Source organism: Erythrobacter sp. BLCC-B19, from assembly GCF_028621955.1.
Taxonomy (GTDB): Bacteria; Pseudomonadota; Alphaproteobacteria; order Sphingomonadales; family Sphingomonadaceae; genus Erythrobacter.
The window spans coordinates 187,715-206,586 of sequence record NZ_CP117516.1 but is presented as its reverse complement, the minus strand read 5'-3'; the positions used below and the strand labels follow the sequence as shown (position 1 = coordinate 206,586).

General features: G+C 65.3%; 16 protein-coding genes. 13 read left to right on the top strand and 3 right to left on the bottom strand.

All coding sequences use genetic code 11. The features are described from left to right. Positions 1-7: 7 nt before the first annotated feature. From PS060_RS00875 to PS060_RS00865, 3 genes are read right to left on the bottom strand one after another with little or no spacing between them, the layout of a single operon-like run. On the bottom strand, positions 8-1,063 hold the full coding sequence (locus PS060_RS00875; RefSeq protein WP_273984859.1) for a serine hydrolase domain-containing protein: 1,056 nt from the start codon (positions 1,061-1,063) through the stop codon (positions 8-10). After that, positions 1,060-2,685: a serine hydrolase domain-containing protein gene (locus PS060_RS00870; RefSeq protein WP_273984858.1), complete on the bottom strand. Its 1,626-nt coding sequence runs from the start codon at positions 2,683-2,685 to the stop codon at positions 1,060-1,062. The genes PS060_RS00875 and PS060_RS00870 overlap by 4 nt, the downstream gene beginning before the upstream one ends. Further along, positions 2,682-4,910 carry a TonB-dependent receptor gene (locus PS060_RS00865; protein ID WP_273984857.1) on the bottom strand — a complete coding sequence of 743 codons (2,229 nt, stop codon included), beginning with the start codon at positions 4,908-4,910 and terminating at the stop codon, positions 2,682-2,684. Before PS060_RS00865 ends, PS060_RS00870 begins: the two co-directional genes overlap by 4 nt. Positions 4,911-5,122: 212 nt before the next feature. Between PS060_RS00865 and PS060_RS00860 the strand changes: the two genes are divergently transcribed. From PS060_RS00860 to PS060_RS00800, 13 genes are all read left to right on the top strand, one after another. Continuing rightward, positions 5,123-6,319, top strand: coding sequence for an alanine racemase (locus tag PS060_RS00860; protein ID WP_273984856.1), 1,197 nt, complete (start codon positions 5,123-5,125; stop codon positions 6,317-6,319). After that, positions 6,319-7,779, top strand: coding sequence for a M81 family metallopeptidase (locus PS060_RS00855; protein ID WP_273984855.1), 1,461 nt, complete (start codon positions 6,319-6,321; stop codon positions 7,777-7,779). The genes PS060_RS00860 and PS060_RS00855 overlap by 1 nt, the downstream gene beginning before the upstream one ends. A 45-nt stretch (positions 7,780-7,824) precedes the next feature. Next, positions 7,825-10,176: a transketolase gene (locus PS060_RS00850; protein ID WP_273984854.1), complete on the top strand. Its 2,352-nt coding sequence runs from the start codon at positions 7,825-7,827 to the stop codon at positions 10,174-10,176. Positions 10,177-10,692: 516 nt separating this feature from the next. Further along, the gene (locus PS060_RS00845) at positions 10,693-11,214 is read left to right on the top strand and encodes a hypothetical protein (RefSeq protein WP_273984853.1); all 522 of its coding nucleotides are present in this window, start codon (positions 10,693-10,695) and stop codon (positions 11,212-11,214) included. 251 nt (positions 11,215-11,465) lie between these two features. Then, positions 11,466-11,633 carry a hypothetical protein gene (locus PS060_RS00840; protein ID WP_273984852.1) on the top strand — a complete coding sequence of 56 codons (168 nt, stop codon included), beginning with the start codon at positions 11,466-11,468 and terminating at the stop codon, positions 11,631-11,633. A 58-nt stretch (positions 11,634-11,691) separates the two neighbouring features. Beyond that, positions 11,692-12,105: a DUF2946 family protein gene (locus tag PS060_RS00835; protein WP_273984851.1), complete on the top strand. Its 414-nt coding sequence runs from the start codon at positions 11,692-11,694 to the stop codon at positions 12,103-12,105. Positions 12,106-12,179: 74 nt separating this feature from the next. Further along, positions 12,180-12,710 carry a DUF2244 domain-containing protein gene (locus PS060_RS00830; protein WP_273984850.1) on the top strand — a complete coding sequence of 177 codons (531 nt, stop codon included), beginning with the start codon at positions 12,180-12,182 and terminating at the stop codon, positions 12,708-12,710. A gap of 17 nt (positions 12,711-12,727) precedes the next feature. Beyond that, positions 12,728-13,255: a copper chaperone PCu(A)C gene (locus PS060_RS00825; protein WP_273984849.1), complete on the top strand. Its 528-nt coding sequence runs from the start codon at positions 12,728-12,730 to the stop codon at positions 13,253-13,255. Continuing rightward, positions 13,248-13,904 carry an SCO family protein gene (locus tag PS060_RS00820; protein WP_273984848.1) on the top strand — a complete coding sequence of 219 codons (657 nt, stop codon included), beginning with the start codon at positions 13,248-13,250 and terminating at the stop codon, positions 13,902-13,904. Before PS060_RS00825 ends, PS060_RS00820 begins: the two co-directional genes overlap by 8 nt. 28 nt (positions 13,905-13,932) lie before the next feature. Next, the gene (locus tag PS060_RS00815; protein WP_273984847.1) at positions 13,933-16,053 is read left to right on the top strand and encodes a TonB-dependent siderophore receptor; all 2,121 of its coding nucleotides are present in this window, start codon (positions 13,933-13,935) and stop codon (positions 16,051-16,053) included. 14 nt (positions 16,054-16,067) lie between these two features. Next, a complete protein-coding gene (locus tag PS060_RS00810) occupies positions 16,068-16,943 on the top strand; it encodes a DJ-1/PfpI family protein (protein WP_273984846.1) in 876 nt (291 codons plus the stop codon). 442 nt (positions 16,944-17,385) lie between these two features. After that, on the top strand, positions 17,386-17,808 hold the full coding sequence (locus tag PS060_RS00805) for a hypothetical protein (protein ID WP_273984845.1): 423 nt from the start codon (positions 17,386-17,388) through the stop codon (positions 17,806-17,808). A 73-nt stretch (positions 17,809-17,881) separates the two neighbouring features. Then, positions 17,882-18,760, top strand: coding sequence for a DUF1838 family protein (locus PS060_RS00800; RefSeq protein ID WP_273984844.1), 879 nt, complete (start codon positions 17,882-17,884; stop codon positions 18,758-18,760). Positions 18,761-18,872 lie beyond the last annotated feature (112 nt).

The following is an 18,872-nucleotide window of genomic DNA, read 5'->3' as shown; positions in this document are numbered from 1 at the left end:
GTGGGCATCATCCCTCCAGTGCGGCGAACAGATCGGCGACCAGCCGTAACAGCCGGTCGGGCGTCTCAGGGCGGGCCTGGTTGATGGTCGCGGCGATGGTGATGTCGCGGTCGGGCAGGCAGACGCCGACGCAGCCCCAGAAGCCCGCATGGCCCCACCCGAAGCGTGCTCCCACCGGGAACAGCATGAAGGCGTTGGAATGGACGAAGAACGCCTCGGGCGCGCGGGTTGCGGGGCTGATGAGATAGGCCGCCGCCAGCGTGGCGGGCCGGTCGAACACCTCGCCCAGCACCAGCGCGCGGGTGAGCTTTACCAGATCGCCGACCGTGCTGATGAGCCCCCCGCCGCCGAACAGATCGAAGCTAGGATCATGCCCGCTCGCCTCGTCATCGGCCATGTATTGCGCCGCGCGCAGAAGGACCGCGGGTGGGGCGGGCTCGTCCTCCTCCCACCAGGTCGCCGCAAGCCCGAGCGTCTCGTAACCGATCAGCTCTCGCACCGCAGGCCCAAGCCGCTGACCGGCGGCGCGCTCGATAATGTCGCCGAGGATAACGTAGCCCGTGTCGGAATAGCGGAACCACGTCCCCGGCGCTCCCAAGGGCGGCCCGGCGGCAAGCGCCAGCGCGATCTGCTCCTGCCTGCTCCAGCGGCGCTGCGGTTCGGCCATGACGGCGGCGGCATAGCTGGGCTCGGCAACATGATCGCGCAGCCCGCTGGTATGGCCGAGCAGGTGGGCAAGGACGATCCGTTCGGGATCAAACTCCCCGCCGCGCAACTGTCCGGCAATCGCGGGATCGATCATGCCGATGATCGGATCATGCAGGCCAAGCCGCCCCTGCTCGATCAGGCGAAACACCGCGCAGGCGACCACCATCTTGGTGGTGCTGGCGAGGCGGAACGGGGTGTCAGGCGAATGGCCGGTGCTGCCGTCCATCAGCTCGTGCGCGGTTGCGCCCTGCCATGTCAGCCCCAGCCCCGGCGCATGCACCGCCGCCAGCACCCCAGGCACGGCGGGATCGGCGGCGGCTGTGTGGATCGCCTGATCCAGCCGTCCGGCGATCATCCCTGCCGCTCGAACCGGAGGCCCCGGCTGCGCGGCGCGCTGACGCGGAAGCCGGTGATGCGCGCGCCGTCACGCTCGAAATGGATCGCGGCGCTGGGGAGATCGGCACCCGGTTCGGTCACCACGGCAAATTCCTCCGACAGGATGCGGACAGCGCCTTCAACCTGCCCGAACTCGCCGCGCACGGCAATCGGGGCCGGGTGGCCGGGGTTGATGGTCGCCTCGGCGGCCAGATCGATGCTGTGATAACGCCCACCCAGTGCGCTTCCGATCCGGGCGGCGTCGGCATCGGTGATGGTCAGGCGGTGCAGGGTCTGGCGCCGGCCTGATTCGCTGAAGGCGATGGTTTCGGGCGGCTGACCCGGGGCCGGGGCTGCAAGGCTCGCCTTGTCGATCACCAGCGGGCCCAGCGCGGATTCCTCGAAGCCCACCACCAGCCTGTCGCCATGATCGCGCAGGATCGGGAAGGGCGGGGTGCCGATGAAGGAGATCCCCAGCACCTCGCCAACTGCGCCAAAGCCCACCAGCGTGCCATCCGCTCCGCCATAGAAGGCGCCTTCCAGATGGGCGAAATCGCCAGCGCTCGCCAGCGGCGGGAGGGGCGGGCTAAGCTCGCTCTCCAGCAGCGTATCGAGAATGCGCCACACGGTCGGGATCGGCTGAAGCGGCCCGCCATTGCTCAGCATCACGATGTCGAGATCGTGCGCTGGCACATGCATCACCTGCGCTGCCCCGCCGATCACCCCGCCGGCGTGGTGGATCACTTCGACCCCGCGATAGATGTGGCGATGCAGACCCAGCGCATAGATTGCGCGGGTGCCATCGGGCAGCAGCGGCGCATCGGTCATCATCCGCCAGCTTTCCGCGCTCGCCAGCCGGTGCGGGCCCTTCAGCTCCGCCAGCCAGCGCATCAGATCATCGACCGTGGAGACCATCGCCCCTTCGCCGCGAATCTCCTCGGTCGGGAACAGACCGCGCCGCCAGCCGCCACCGGGCAGCGGGACATGGAGCGTGGCAAGGCCCGGAGTGATGACATAATCGCTCGGCTGCGATGCGGTTGCGGTCATGCCCAGCGGCTGGAAGATGCGCCGTTCGAGGAAATCCTCGAACCGCTCGCCCGCCGCCGCGTCGATCACGGCCGAGAGAAGGTGATATCCCGCGTTGCAATAGGTCTGGCCGTTGCCCGGAGCAAAGTTCGCACCTGTCTGGCGGGCGATCATCTGCATCGCCCAGCCATCCCGGATTTTCGCGCCCCCATTGGCAAGGCCTGCCGCATCGAGATGATCGCGGTAGCCGCTGGTGTGGTTCATCAGCTGCCTTGCGCTCGGCATGGCGGGAAAACCCGGGAGACCCGGCACCCAGCGGTCAAGCGGGGCATCGAGATCGAGCTTGCCGTCCTCGGCCAGCAGCAGCGCGGCCATGCAAGCGAACTGCTTGCTCGACGATCCGATCCGCATGCGCGTAGCAGGGGTGTTGGCGACCCCGTGCTCGATGCTCGCCATGCCATAGCCGCGCCGGTAGAGCATCGCGCCCGCCTGCCGGACGGCAATAACGCCGCCCGGCGCGCGGGTGCTGTTTGCGGGCGCGAAAATCGCGTCGAGCTGTTCGGCCGCCGTGCTCAAAAGTCGGCCGTGAGCCTGATGCCGATGGTGCGCGGGCGGATGATCCCCATCGTGCCGACCCCGCCGGTCGCCCCGACCGGGACGAAGTTGGTGATCCCGCGCTCATCCGACAGATTCTTGCCGAACAGTTCGACAGCATACTTGCCCGAGCGCACGCCGATCTGAGCATCGAAGGTCGAGAAGCTCGGCAATTCGATCTTGAACGGGAAGTCGGACACGCGTTCGCCGGTATAGGTCCAGCTGCCCGCGACAAATCCGTCCCAATTGTCCGACAAGGCGGTTTCGTAGTTGAAGCCGATGGTGCTCGTCAGGTCTGCGACATAGGGCAGGTTGTCACCGTCCAGCGCGCCGATGGCGGGTTCGGCGCGGGTGAAGGTCGCATCGGTGTAGGCACCGATCGCGCTCAGCGTCAGGCCGTCGGTGGGACGCAGTTCGAAGCCCCATTCGAAGCCCTTGCTCACCGCTTCGCCGACATTGCCGGTGATGGTGAACTGGTTGCCGCCGACGATGACGCCAGTCAGCACCTGCACATCCGTCCAGTCGATATAGAAAGCCGCGACATTGACTGTCAGCATCTTGTCGAACAGCGAGCCCTTGAAGCCGATTTCGTAGTTCAGCGTGCTGTCGCTGCCGAAGCTATCGGGCAGGGTGGCAGGGGCTCCAGGCACCGGGATCTGCGGCCCGCCGGGACGATAGCCGCGTGCGACGCGGGCGTAGATCATGGCATCGTCATTGATCCGGAAACGCGGTGCGATCTGGAAGGTCGTGGCGGTTTCCGCCGAGGTGCGGGCCGGGCTGACGATAGTCGTGCCGCCCACGGCAAGGCCAGACTGGGTCAGCTGCGAGCGCTGATTGTTGCGCGCGACGCGCAGGCCGAACTCGATATCGAACCGCTCGCCGAAATGCAGTGTCGCATTGGCATAGCCCGCCACGTCCTCGAACTGCGAGGGCAGCGTGTTCGACACGAAGCTGGCGATCGGGGTCAGCAAGGGCTGGGCAAGGACGGTGAAATCCTGAAGGAAATCGACATCTTCCTTGGTGTAGAAGAAGCCCAGCTGCCAATCGAGCCGGGTGCCCGAGGTCTCGCCGCCGACATCCGAAGCGAGCCGCAATTCCTGTGTGAACTTGCCCAGCCCGACCGTGTTGTTGCTGCGCACCGAGGAATTGGGCGCCAATGCATTGGCAAAGGGCTGCACGTCGTTGAGGCTCACCACATCGACCTCGCCGTAGCTGGTGATCGATTGCAGCGTGCCGAAGCCGACATCAAGGTTCATGTTGAGGCTGTAGAGCTGGTACTTGTTGGTCGCGAAGTTGCGGGTGTTGCTGCGGTAGGTGTAGCCGTTAACCAGCCCGAAGGGATTGGCGGGGTTGGTCAGCCCGTTCGCTTCAACCGCGCCGTTCCCGAAGAACTTGCCGTCCTGATAGAGCGCCAGTGCGGTAATCGTCAGACTGTCGGTCGGCTGCAGGAACAGGCTCGCCCGTCCGCCATAGCGCCGCCCGCCATTGATCTCGTCCTCGCCCAGTTGCGGGTTTTCGCCCCAGCCGGGGATGCCGTCGTAAAAGCCGGTGAAGCGGATCGCGGCGTTCTCGCCCAGCGGCAGGTTCATGTAGGCGCGGGCAAAACCGTCGCTGCCACCCTGATCGACCGATGCGCCGCCGACTTCGCCGCCGGCGGCAAAGCCCGACGGGTCGGCCCGGTTGGTGACGTAGCGGATCAGGCCGCCTTCCGAAGTCGCGCCGTAGAGCGTGCCCTGCGGCCCGCGCAGCACTTCGATGCGTTGGAGGTCATAGGCCTGGAAGTCGCTGGCGACGAAGGCCCCGTTGGTGTTCGCGCCCGAAAAGCTGAGCGGTGCATCATCGACCACCGAGGCGACCGTCGCCCCGTCACCCCCGGCATTGAGGCCGCGCAGGATGATGCGGTTGACCCCCGGCGTCGCGCCTTGCTGGAGATTGAGCCCTGCCACCGAGCGGGCAATGTCCTGCAGATCGAGCGCCTGGCGCTGCTCCAGATCTTCCCCGCCGACCACCGAGATACTGCCCGCCACATCGAGTAGGCGTTCCTCACGCTTGTTGGCGGTGACGATGATTTCGTTGCGGTTGGCGGGGTTGGCTTGGTCCCCGTTGTCCGCACTGTCCTGCGCTAGCGCGGCCTGCGGAGCCAAGGCGGTCATTATCGCTGCGGTGCTGCCCAGCAAGGCCACCCGGCGGATCATCTTCCCCTGCATACGTCTTGCACCTCCCCATGCCGGCGCGCACCCCGCGCTTGATTTCGGGCCTTGCGAATCCTGCCCGGAACCCCCAAAAGTAAAACTGAGCCTAATCCCAGTTATGACGCTGTCAAGCCTTTCGATTTGCGGCCGGGTCGCGATCGGGTCTGACGGGGGGCGATACTGACGCTAGAAACGCCGGGCTTCATGGGCCTGAGCAGGGAGACGAGATGAACGAGCCACATGCCAGCCTCATCGCCGATGAGGTCGCGCTGCCTGCGGCGGTGATCCGCAAGCCTGCGCTCGATCACAATCTGGCGTGGATGCAGGCCTTCGCCGATGCCCACGGCCTCAGCCTTGCGCCCCATGGCAAGACCACCATGAGCCCTGAACTGATGTCGCTCCAGATCGCCGCCGGGGCGTGGGGGATGACCGCCGCCCATCCTTTGCATGCGCGGCTCTATGCCGAATGGGAGATCGGGCGGATCATCATCGCCAATCAGGTCGTCGGCCGCCGCAGCCTCGAGACGCTGGCGGGGGTGCTGGCGGATTTTCCGGCAGCAGAGGTCCATTGCCTCGTCGACAGCATCGCCGGGGTCGATGCGCTGGCACAGGCGCTGGAGGGGGCGCCGGGGGCGGGGCGATTGAAGGTGCTGATCGAAATCGGCGATTCCGGCCAGCGCGCAGGCGTGCGCTCGGCGGGAGAGGCGCTCGCCGTCGCCGCCGCTGCCGCCGCCGCACCGGCGCTGCGGCTTGCCGGGGTCGAGATCTTCGAGGGCGTCCATGCCCACAGCGATGCCAGCGGCGCGCACTTGGCCCGCTTTGCCGAGGCGGTGCGCGCGATCGATGCGGCAGGCCTTTTCGAAAGTGACGAGGTGATCGTGTCAGCCGGGGGCTCGCTGTTCTTCGATCAGGCCGCGCGCACCATGCTAGCCGCCGCAAGCACCACCCGGCCGCTCCGTCCGGTGCTCCGCAGCGGCTGCTACCTCACCCACGATCACGGCATGTATGCCGCAGGCTTTGCCGGGATCGCCGCGCGCGGGCTCGTGAACCTCCCCAAAGGCGGGCTCCAGCCTGCGCTGGAAGTCTGGGCGCACATCCAGTCGCGTCCCGAATCCGGGCAGGCCATCGCCGCGCTGGGCAAGCGCCATATCTCCAGCGATGCGGGCCTGCCGGTGCCGCTGTGGCATGTTCGTCCGGGCCGCGACGCTGCGCCGCGGGCGCTGGAAGGCGTCACGACCGAGCGCCTGTTCGATCAGCACGCCTGTCTGATCGTCCCGCCCGCTTGCGACCTTGCCTTTGGCGACTTGATAGGGTTCGGAATCTCGCACCCTTGCACTACCTTCGACAAGTGGCGGCGCCTGCACCTCGTCGATGCGGCATACCGCGTGGTCGGCGGCGTCTCGACCCACTTCGGGATCGCCTGATGGCCCGGCTGTTCATCGCTGCGCTGGTGACCGAAACCAACAGTTTTGCCCCGTTCCCGACCGGCCGCAGCGCCTTCGAGGAGAACGGGATCACGCGCGATGGATCGGCCGCTGATCCTGCCGGTCCGCTCGCGCTGTTCCGCCGCATGGCCGAGGCCGAGGGGCTGGAGGTGATCGAAAGCATCTCGACTTTCGCGCAGCCGGGCGGGCGCGTGGTGGGCGAGGCTTACCGCGGGTTGCGTGACGCCATCCTTGCCGATTGCATCGCCGCCGGGCCGCTCGACATGGTGCTGCTCCAGCTCCACGGGGCGATGATGGCCGAGGACGAGGACGATTGCGAAGGCGATCTGCTTGCCCGGATGCGCAATCTGCTGTCTGACGCCGTGATTGGCGCGGTGCTCGATTGCCATTGTCACCTGACGCCAGCGATGGTGCGTGCGGCGGACTGCCTGATCGCGGTCAAGGAATACCCCCATATCGACTTTGCCGAGCGCGCGGCGGAACTGTTCACGATCTGCAATGCCGCGCGGCAAAGCAAAATGCGGCCTGTGCCGGCGCTGGTCGATACCGGGATGATCGGCATCTACCCGACCTTCGCCGGGCCAATGCGCGCTCTGGTTGATGGCCTGCACGAAATCGAGCAACGCACGGGCATCCTCTCTGCCACCATTGCTCACGGCTTTCCCTGGGGCGACACCGCCGATACCGGCACGCGGGTGCTGTGCTATGCCGATGGCGATGCCGAGGCTGCCGCTGCGACCGCGCAGGAAATCGCTGCCAGCCTGATCGCCGCGCGCGAAAGCCTACGGCCCGATTACCCGGACATCGCCACCTCGCTGGACAGAGCTGCCGCGCTTGAGGGCCCGGTGGTTCTTGCCGATCATGCCGACAATCCGGGCGGCGGCGCGCCGGGGGACAGCACGTTCTTCCTTGCTGCCGTGCTGGAACGGGGGCTGCGCAATGTCGCCATTGCCAGCTTCCACGATCCCGCCGTGGTCCGCATCGCCGACGATGCAGGGGTGGGCGCGCGCATTGCTGTGCGGCTTGGCGGCAAGACCGGGCCGACTTCGGGCGATCCGCTCGACCTCGAGGTCGAAGTGATGGCCATCACCCGCGATCTCGCCCAGATGGCGATCGACGTGCCCTATTCGATGGGCTCGGCCGTCTGGCTGCGCCATGCCGGGGTTGATATCGTGGTTTGTGCCAAGCGCGCCGGTGTGTTCGCCACATCGATCTTCGAGGATCTCGGCATCCGCCTTGCCGAGCGGCACATCGTCATCGTCAAGTCGAGCAGCCATCACGAGGCCGCCTACAATCCGATCGCGCGCCATACCTGGAAAGTCGCTACGCCCGGCGCGCTGGATCTCGACTTCACCCGCCTCGCGTATCAACGGCGCGCGCGCGATTTTCATCCGCTTGTCGATCCGCCGCCGCCTGCGCAGCTGATCGACCTTGCATGACGCGCCGATATCCGACAGCGCGGGTTTGCCACGGAGCTTTTTCTCATGTCTGACGCTGCCCTCACGCCGCCGGATACTTCCACCGAGACCGGGCATATCGCCTTGCTGGAAGTAATCGAGCAGCGGCTGCGCTGGCTGTCCTCGTGGACGGTGCACAACGCTAACAATATCCGCGAGAAGCGTGACGGGCTGAAGGTCGGCGGGCATCAGGCGTCGTGCGCCTCGATGACGGCGATCATGACCGCGCTCTATTTCTATGCGCTCCGGCCGAAGGACAAGGTGGCGGTCAAGCCCCATGCGGGGCCGGTGCTGCACGCGATCCACTACCTGCTCGGCGAACAGACCCGCGAGAAGCTCGAAGCGTTCCGCGGGCTTGGCGGCGTGCAGTCCTATCCGAGCCGCACAAAGGACACTGTCCGCGTCGACTTCTCGACCGGCTCTGTCGGTCTCGGGGTGGCGGTGACCGCGTTCAGCAGCCTGGTGCAGGATTACCTCGTCGCCCACGGCCAGCTTGCCGAAAGCGACACCGGCCGGATGATCGCGCTGATGGGCGATGCCGAGCTCGACGAGGGCAACATCTACGAATGCCTGATCGAGGGCTACAAGCACGATCTCAGGAACTGCTGGTGGATCGTCGATTACAACCGCCAGTCCCTCGACGCGACCACCGCCGACCGGATGTTCCGCCGCTTCGACGACATCTTCGAGACCTGCGGCTGGCGGGTGGTGACGCTGAAGCACGGCAGGCTCCAGCGAGAGGCCTTCAAGCGTCCGGGAGGCAAGGCGCTCGAAGACTGGATCGAGAGCTGCCCCAACGCCGACTTCGCGGTGCTGACCTATCTCGGCGGCGCCGCGTGGCGTGAACGGCTGGAGCGAGATTTGGCGGGCGTTCGGGGCATTGCGGAGCTGCTTGCCGATCATGACGATGCAAGCCTCGCCCGGCTGATGACCAACCTTGGCGGGCATTGCCTTGAAACCCTGACGCAGGCCTTCGACAGCGTGACCGACGACCGTCCCACGCTTTTCATCGCCTACACCGTCAAGGGTTATGGTCTGCCGCTGGCGGGGCACAAGGACAACCATTCCGGCATGATGAACACCGCCCAGATCGAAGGTCTGCGCGATGAACTCGGCATCGAACCGGGGCAGGAGTGGGACAATTGGGCGGGCCTCGGCGACAACCTTGCCGCACGGCTGGAGGCGCTGGTCAAGGACAGTCTGATCGCCCGAAAAGCGGCAGAGCACCGCGCGTCAGCCGTGCCCGTCCCCGCCTTGCCTGTGCCGGAAGGGGCGGTGCAATCGACGCAGGCCGCCTTCGGCAAGGTACTCTATGATCTCGCCAAGTCGGACGAACCTCTTGCCGACCGCATTGTCACCACTGCGCCGGACGTGACCCAGACAACCAATCTCGGCGCCTTCGTCAACCAGCGCGGGCTGTTCCGGCGGCAGGAACTGGCGGACGTGTTCCAGAAGGCGAAGATCCCCTCGGCACAGAAGTGGATCGCGCACACCGCGGGCCAGCACATCGAACTGGGGATTGCCGAGAACAACTTCTTCCTCGCGATGACCTCGCTGGGCCTTGCTGCGCCGCATTTCGGCACGCGGCTGCTGCCGGTGGGGACGGTCTATGATCCCTTCATCTCGCGCGGGCTCGATGCGCTCAATTACGGCTGCTATCAGGACGCGCGCTTCCTGCTGGTGGGCACGCCTTCGGGCATTACGCTGGCAGGCGAGGGCGGGGCGCATCAATCGATCAACACCCCGCTGATCGGCATGGGCCAGCCGGGCCTCGAAAGCTTCGAGCCTGCCTTTGCCGACGAGGTCGCGTTGCTGATGCAATGGGCCTTCGCGCATATGCAGGCGGACGGCGGCAGCAGCGTCTATCTGCGCCTCACCACTCGCCAGATCGAACAGCAGGCGCGCGGTGACGACGCATGGCAGGCGGGCGCGCTGGCAGGAGCCTATTGGCTGCGCGAGCCCGCGCCGGGGGCCAAGGCCGCCATCGCCTATAGCGGTGCAGTCGCGCCCGAGGCGCTGGCGGCGTGGGAGCAATTGCAGGACGACCTGCCCGGCCTTGGCCTGCTTGCGGTGACCTCGCCCGACCGCTTGCACCGCGACTGGTCGGCGGCCCGCGCCGCGCGCTGGAACGGCGGGGAGCGTCAGCCCAGCCATATTGAGAGCCTGCTCGGCCAGCTTGCCCCCGACGCCGGCCTCGTCACCGTGCTCGACGGCTCGCCCGCCGCGCTGTCATGGCTCGGCGGGGTGCGCGGGCAGCGGGTCAGCCCGCTCGGCACCGACCGTTTCGGCCAGGCCGGCGATCTCCCCGATCTCTACCGCACCTATCGCCTCGATGCGGAAGCCATATTTGATGCGATGGCCGAACTGTTCCTAGTCTAGGTCGTTTTGCACGATCGAACTGCTGTCAGTCGCGCTTTTCATATAATGTATTTGGCCTGCCAAACGGCATGAAGTCGCTAGGTGCAAACGGCACTCTCCGGCTTCTCCTAGCGCATCGGTGCTGGTTTGGAGCTTTTTGGCTTCTAAAGTGGCGGTGCGTGGGTTGTCAGAATGACGGGAGCGGAGGGATGGCTTCTTCGCTCTTTTCAGCGGTTGAAGGAACTGAGTAGAAGGCGTCAGGGAGCTTCGATATTGGTGGACAAACCTAGATGGCAAGCGATCAAAATCAGGGGGTAGATTTGAGGGTAAGATAAAAGTCAGATAATTTTTAGAATATAAAAATCAATGGTTTGCTATGTCAAATTGAATCCCACCCTCTCCGCCAATTGCCTCTGAAAAAATTGAGCTTTTCCGCTTTTGTGGGACGTGTTCCCCAATCTGCTCCCCGATGGCGCAGCCGCTTGCCGGATCAACCGACGCGCAATATGCCGGGGTGAGATTTGGAGGAGCGCAAGCATGGCCCCGCCATCATGGCCCGACCAGCATACAGCGATCGACTACGCACTCTACCTTGTGGGCCTGACGGACGATCGCGCCGACGTGCGCGCCTTCTATCGCGAGACGTTTGACGGGCACCCAGACCGGTTCGTGACCTATGACGATTTGCGTAAGCGGGGGACGCCGCTCGACAAAGCATCCTTGGCAGCGCTTGGTCTGAGCCCGAGAGTGAAGCTTGCGGCCGAGTTCTTCGCCACCCTGAATGAACGTGGCCGCGCAGACCCCATAGACGCAGCTTGTAAGATCGGGCTCGCCATCAGCGCCGCGCTATGCAGCATCCGCGACCTGCGAAGGATGGCTGGGGCAGGTATCAAGGCCGCAGTGTTGCGACCCTCTGCGCTGGCTGTTGGCCCTTGCGAACGTGCAGGCCGGGTCGGTGGGCGCGTGATAGCTCTGGATGCAACGCAGGTCTTGCCACTGCCCGAATGCGACCGGCCTGGGGAATGCGCGTGCATCTATCAGGCGAGGTTCGAGAATTGATCTCGCCAGTGTCACCCTGCCCTGCTGCTCACCTCGGCAAACCGAAATAGTGTGAGCCCAAACCCGGCAATAGCCGCAGCCCAAACCGCCTCGCCCAATTGGCGCAGCGCCTCTTTCACGCATTCCGCCCTTTGATCGGCTTGGAGCCCATTCTTCTCGATCGCTGTCGCCAGCGCTTCCGCCTGCTCTCTTCGCGCTCTTTCAGTTACGGCCCTTTCAGTTCCTGACACGTCCCACGCGCTCGGCAGCCAATGCGCGGGGGAGTTGCCAGAGAGACGGAAGATATCGGGTTTCATGGCCCCGGATGCAGTGGCAGCCGCACGGGCCAACATGGCACCGAACCCGAAGCCCGCACCGAGGCGATGCGGGCAGTCACCCGGCTGCGGATCGATGCGCATGATCTTTGGCTGGCCGACTGATCCTGAGGCAGCGTAGACCGTGACAAAGCTGCGCTGAGCGGCTAACGCGCTTGTCGTCATGAGCTCCCTTCGCGCCCTGATCCGTGACCACGCCCGGCTGACGCTGGTGCTGCTGGCGCTTGCGCTGGCGGTGAAGGCTGTGGTGCCGGCGGGGTTCATGCTCTCGGCGGACGGTGACCGGTTCCTGACGGTGACGATCTGCTCGGATGCGAGCGGGACGCCCAAGCAGATGCAGATCGCCATTCCGGGCAAGCAGGACACGGGCGGCGATCATGCCGATGCGGCCGCCAAGGCGACGCATTGCGCGTTCTCGGGCCTCGGCCATTCAGCGCTCGGCGGGGCCGATCCGCTGCTGCTGGCGGCCGCGATCGCCTTTATCCTGCTGATCGGGCTTGCCCCGCTCCCCGCGCTTCCCCGGCGCGAACTTCCCTTCCTCCGGCCGCAATTGCGCGGGCCGCCGCTCTCCGCCTGACACGCTGAACCCCTTGTGTCGGTAAGCCCGGCTGTGCGCCCTTGCGGCGCGGCGGGCTGTCGGAGCTTTTTCCCATGTATGCCATTGAGAGCTGCCCCTCAGGGCAGCCGGACGCGGGGCATCCCGCGCAGTGCGCCGAGCAAGGCGGGCTGATCCTGCACTTGCAGGAGAACCGTTCGCACCTGTCGCAGGATGCGCGCGTCACCTTCACCGTGCTGATCGCCGTGTTCATGGCGATGGCGATCCTGCCTGCGCTACGCGGGCAGTGGCTGGTGCCCGCCTATGCGATCGGCACCATGGCGCTGCTGGTCGGCGTGCTCGATTGGCACCGCCACACACAGCCCGCTGCCGAGTGGCTGGCGCTCGATAAGGGCCGGCTGCTGTGGCGTAGCCTTGCGCACGAGACCATCGAATGGCCGCTCGCCGCCACGCGCTTCGTGATCGATGATTCGGTGCCTGCGCACCTGCGGCTGTTCCTCGAACACCGCACCCGCCGCATCGAGATTGCCACCTGCCTCGGTCTCGATGAGCGCCGCACGGTTGCCGATCTCATCACCCGTGAAATTGCTGCCGCCCGTCGGGGCGCATCTTCCCTTTCTCTTTAATCCTTGGAGACTTTGCCATGATCCGTAATTGCCTTGCCGCCGCTCTGCTCGGCTCTGCGGTCCTCCTTGCGGGCTGCAACGCCGCGCCCGAGGCCGAAGCTCCCGCCGCCACCGAAACCGCCGCCAGCAGCATTGCCGTCACCGACCCCTGGTCGCGCGCGACGGCCGAGGGCCAGAACGCGGGCGGGGCCTTCATGACCATCGCCAATACCGGCACCGCCGCCGACCGGCTGACCGGCGGCAGCACGCCGGTGGCCGGGCGGGTCGAGATCCACACGATGACGATGGAGGGCGATGTGATGAAGATGCGCCAGCTCGAAGACGGGCTGGAAGTGCCCGCAGGCGGCACTGTGACGCTCAAGCCCGGAAGCTTCCACGTCATGCTGATGGATCTGAAACAGCCGCTGAAGGCGGGCGACAGGGTGCCGCTCACCCTGACCTTCGCGGGCGCGGGCGCACTGGAGACCCAGCTCGAGGTTCGCCCTGCTGGCGCGATGCCCGCGATGGATCACGGCACGCACGGGAAGGACAAGCCCCATGGCTGATCCCTTCCCCGAACTGGAGGAGGACGTCTCGCCGCAGCGGCAGGCCGAGGGGCTGAAGACCCTGCGCCTTGCCCTGTGGGGCGTGGTGTTGCTGGTAGTGAGCATCGGCCTTGTCGCCATGTTCGCCCCCGACCGCACCCCGCCCGCGAGCGATCAGGCGGCCTATGCCGACCTGATCGGCGGCCCTTTCGCCCTGACCGCCCCCGATGGCTCGCGGGTGACCGACCAGACCCTGAAGGGCACCCCCTTCGCGATCTTCTTTGGCTTCACCCGCTGCCCCGATGTCTGCCCGACCACGCTCTCGCGCATGGCAAGCTTGCGCAAACAGCTGGGCAAGGACGGCGACAAGTTCCGGATCGTCTTCGTCTCGGTCGATCCCGGCTATGACAGCCCGGAAGACATCGGCCGCTATGTCGCGCTGTTCGGCACCCCGATCCTCGGCCTCACCGGCACCGACCAGGAGGTCGACGCGGCGGTGAAGGCCTACCGCGCCTTCTACCAGAAGGTGCCCACGACCGGCGGCGACTACACCATCGACCATACCGCCAGCGTCTACCTGATGGACGCATCGGGCAAGCTCCAGTCGATCATCGCCTACGACGAAACCAATCCCAGCGCCCTCGCCAAGCTCAAGCGGCTGGTGGGCTGAACCCCTCCAAACCAAGGACACGACGATAATGAACCGCATCTCTCTTGCCGCCCTGTTTGCGGCCACCGCACTCGCCACGCCTGCTTTCGCGCAGGAACAGGCCCCCGAAGCCGAACCCGAAACCGGCGGCTGGACCCCGGGCAATATCACCGTCACCGGTTCCCGTGGCAGCTACACCGCCGACGAAGCCAGCGTCACCCGCACCCCCGTCCCGCTGATCGAGGTGCCGCAATCGATCCAGGTCATCACCGCCGAACTGATCAAGGATCAGGAACTGGTCACGCTCGACGAGGCGCTGCGCAACGTTTCGGGCGTGGTGCCCTCGCTCCCCTCCGAGATCGTGCTGGTGAACCCGATCGTGCGCGGGTTCGAAGCCGAGATCTTCACCGATGGCCTGATCGGCTATGGCGACACCGCGGTGATCGATCCGGGCAGCCTGTGGAATGTCGAACGGATCGAAGTCGCCAAGGGGCCGACCTCCACGCTGTTCGGCGGCGGGATCGGCTCGCCGGTGGGCGGGCTCATCAACCTCGTCTCCAAGACGGCCAACGGGACGAGCTTTCTCGACACCCGTGTGCGCGCAGGCAGCTTCAAGACCTATTCCATCGCCGCCGATGCGGGCGTGGCGCTGACCGACAGCCTTTCGGCCCGCGTGGTGACCGAATACCAGTCGTCCGACGACAATATCGAGGTGGTCGATATCGAGCGTCTGCTTATCGCCCCGTCGGTGCGCTTTGCCCCGTCCGAGAACACCGAGATCGTCGGCCGCTTCACCTATACCCGCATCGCCCAGCTCGAATATGCGGGCCTTCCGGCGATCTTCGTGGACGACCCGCGCGTCGATCCCGAACGCTTCACCGGCGCCACCAATGCGCCCGAGACCGAAGTGGAGAACCTCACCGCGCAGCTCGAATGGACCCAGCGTCTCGGTGAAGGCCTCACCTTCAACCTGCGCGGCCGCCGCTACGAGAACGACTTCCGCGAATTCGCCACCTCGCCCTTCCTCGCCTTCTTCCCCTGCGGTGCGGCCTCGGGGCTGAACGCCACCTCCTGCCCGCAGATCCGCGCGCAATTGCCCGCCTCGATTGACGAATGGACGGTCGACGGCTCGCTCACGGCGGAGTTCACCACCGGCGCCATCGAGCACGTCGTGCTCGGCGGGGTGCAGTGGGACCGGGCAGATTACGACGCGGCGATCGGCTTCGACCTCTTCAACGTCGAGGCCTTCGACTATGCCGATCCGGCGTCCGACTTCGATTTCTTCCCCGTGCCCGCGCTGTCCGGCTTCAACACCAACCGTTACGAGACGCTGGCCGCCTATGTGCAGGACCAGTTGACCATCGCTGACCGCCTGCATGTGCTCGCCTCGCTGCGCTATTCGCGGCTGGGCCTGACCGAGTTCGTCGGCGGAGCGGGCAATGACGAGGTCTATCACGAATGGGACCCGCGCGTCGGCCTTACCTTCGACGTCACCGATGGCGTCAGCCTGTTCGCGGGCTATGCCACCGGATCGCGCCTGTCGATCTTCTTCAACGGTACCACCAGCCCCGTGCCCGAACGCTCGGAAAGCTGGGAGGGCGGGGTCAAGTTCGCGCTTGGCGACACCGGCCTGTCGGGCACCATCGCCGCCTTCCGGCTCGACCGGACGAACGTGCCGACGCCCGATCCCGGCACCTTCTTCACCTCGATCCAGACCGGCGCACAGCGCAGCGAGGGGATCGAGGCGGACTTTATCTACGAGCCTTCGCCCGCCTTCTCGCTGCTGGCGAGCTATGGCTACAGCGATGCCCGCGTCACCGCCGATACGGTGATCCCGGTCGGCAGCCGCCTGCCGCGCGTGGCCGACCATCGCGGGCGGATCGCGGCGCGCTATCGCTTCCTTGACGGGGGCATGAAGGGGCTGGAACTCGGCGCAGGGCTGACCGCGGCCAGCGACAGCGTGATCGCGCTTCCCAACGGGGCCGAGGTCGATGGCTATGTCGTCGCCGATGCGCAGGCGAGCTACACCATCGACGGGATGCGCGTCGGGCTCAGGATCGATAACCTGTTCGGTGCCGATTACTTCGTACCCTACCAGTATTTCGCGCAAGACGTTGTGCGTCCGGGCAACCCGCGCTCGGCCTTCGTTACGCTCGGCTTCGAACTTTGAGAGGAGACAGACCCATGACCCTTGACAGACGCGCCCTGCTGGGCGGCATGACGGGGGCGGCGATGCTGGCCCCCTTCCTCGCTATCGAGCGGGCGATGGCGCAAACGGCGGGGGACCACACCCCCGCCGCCGGATCGCCCAGCCTCGAAGAACAGCAGGCGATGGCCGCGCAGCACGACACGACGATGCAGGATCTGTTCGGCGAGAACCTGTTCAAAAACGAACAGATCGCGATGCTGCTCTACCCCGGCTTCACCGCGCTTGATCTGGTCGGCCCGCATTACTTCTTCGCCTGCCTGTTCGGCGCGAAGGTGCATCTGGTGACGACCGGGCCTGATCTCGCCCCGGTCGCCTCGGACCTCGGCCTCGCCATTTCGCCGACGGTGACGCTGGAGGACACCCCCGCCGATCTCGACGTGCTGTTCTTTCCGGGCGGCACCACCGGCACGATGGACGTGATGAAGTCAGAGCGGGTGATGGCCTGGGTGAAAGACCGCGCCTCGCGCGCCAAGCACATCACCAGCGTGTGCACCGGCTCGATGATCCTCGGCAAGGCGGGGCTGCTCAAGGGCAAGCGCGCAACCTCGCACTGGGCGACCTTCCCGGTGCTGGAAGATTTCGGCGCGATTCCGACAGACGAGCGGGTGGTCAAGGACGGCAACATCCTGACCGGTGCAGGCGTTTCGGCAGGCCTCGATTTCGCCATCGCTCTGACCGAGCAACTGCGCGGCCGCGACTATGCCGAGGCGCTGGTGCTGCAGGCCGAATACGCGCCCGAGCCGCCGATTGTGGCTGGTTCGATGACCACCGTCTCGGCCCCGGTCGGCCACATGATGACCCAGATGTTCGCCCCCGTCGCAGAGCAATTCCGGGCGCTGGCGAAGGGCTAAGTGTTAAGTCGTGAGGGCCGGGCTCTACACTGGCGCCCGGCTCCGCCTACGATGTGGGAGACCGCCATCCCGGTCCTCACGCGCGCCTGACCATGAGCGCGGTCAGGACCTGTTCCCGAAAGTCGCTCGGCGGCTTTTGACGGAAACGTAGGATGGTAATTGCGATATGCAGCGCCCTAGATTTTCTATGGCTTCATACAGCTGAAACAAGATTGTTTTGCTCAATTATGTCGACGACGTTCGGGGGCACATATGGGGGCGGGAATCTGCAGATTTGGGGGCACAGCAGCGAAACACGGTGGAAGCTCGCAACAGCCCCAAACTTGCGATCCAATGGCCCCCTGTGGGTTCGAATCCGAACGGTTCCGACGTCAGGTTTGATGAAATCATCGAACGAGGCCAATCCTAGAAGTTCAGACCGACTTTCAATATCTTACCCTTGGTGGCCCACAACGCGCTGCTTCACGGCAGGCGCGCAAACGATCTGAGATTTGGATCCCAATCGGTTTGTCATGGCCATGTCCGAAAAAGTGATTTGTCTGAATCTTACCAAAATCCCAATCAGGCCCCGGCGCCAAGCGCCTTCCCGGCAGTGGGGTTGGTGATTATACATATTGGATCGGTTTACGACTTTCTGTGCTTTTGGTGCCTGATCGCCAAGCGGCAACTTGCGCTTGGGCTGGAGCTGGTGGCGACGCCGGGGTTTTCGGTCCATCACTATTCCGTCGATCACGATCGCGGTCGATGCCCCGATCCCAACGTTGAAGACCTGATGCCGATCCCTTCGGATATCCCTTTCGGTCAAAAGGCGCTGGTGGCCCAGATCGGGTCGCATGCTGAGGCCAAACTGGTGGCCCTAAAGTAGGTTCTTCGAGGAAGCCTTGCCAAGCGGCATTTGTCCGGACAAATTGCGGCGCTGAGTCACAATAGGAGCAACCATGTTGCATACGTCTAGCCAAGTCCGGCGCTTGCTCATCCTTGCCTGCACCGCGCCAGCGCTGCTGGCAACCGCGCCTGTCCTGTCCGAGAGCGTAGCCGCGCCCGCAGCCACCGCCGCCAGTCCTCACAGCCGCGCGTCTGCTCCTGAAGAGTTCCGGATGTGGGTCGATGCACGCGCGGGGACCGGCGATCCGGTGCACTGGGTCTCCGAAGGAGGGGTCTACGAATACCCCACCGGGAAGAAGCTGTTCGGCATGATCGGGTTCGATTCCAGCCGGGTGTTCTGGCCCGAAAGGCCCGGCGATCCGGTGGTGCATCTGACCCGCAAGACCTATGCCTATACCGACCCCGAAACAGGCGAGATTTTGACGGAGTACAACGGCCAGAAGGTCGAGCCGATCGCCTATCCGTACCAGATGATCACCTATCGCTACGAGAACGGGCGCATCTATGGCGACGTCGAACAGGGTGTCGCGCCGTCGGTGCAGAAGATTACGGCAAAGACGGGGATGACCTGGCGCTGGATGGGCAAGGACACGCTTGCCATCACCGCGCCGGTGTTCCTCGATTTCCCGCTCCCCAATGGCAATCGCTACGAAGCCTGGGAAAACTACGACTTCTTCATTCACCGTGGTGGCACCAATGCCGAGCCGCACCAGATGGCATGGCAGCGTTATGGGGCGCTCCCGCCCTTTGCGGGCAAGGGGCAGGCGATCTATCATCTGCTGTCATGGCGCGTGGAGAGCAATGCCGATCTGCCTGCCAGGTTGCGCGAATGGGCGGCGAAGGAAAAGCCGATGTGGCTCAATCCGCCGCGTGATCTGGAGGAAATTCGCGCACTCCAGCAGGGCCAAGCCGTGCAAGGCTGGGCGCGCTGACTGTGCACGACATCGTGCCCGTCGTATGATCCAGATCAAAGACCCTTGCGGGGAAGCTTGACAAACCCGCGTTCCGCGTGAAATTTGTCCGGACAACTTTCCGGCTTTGCTC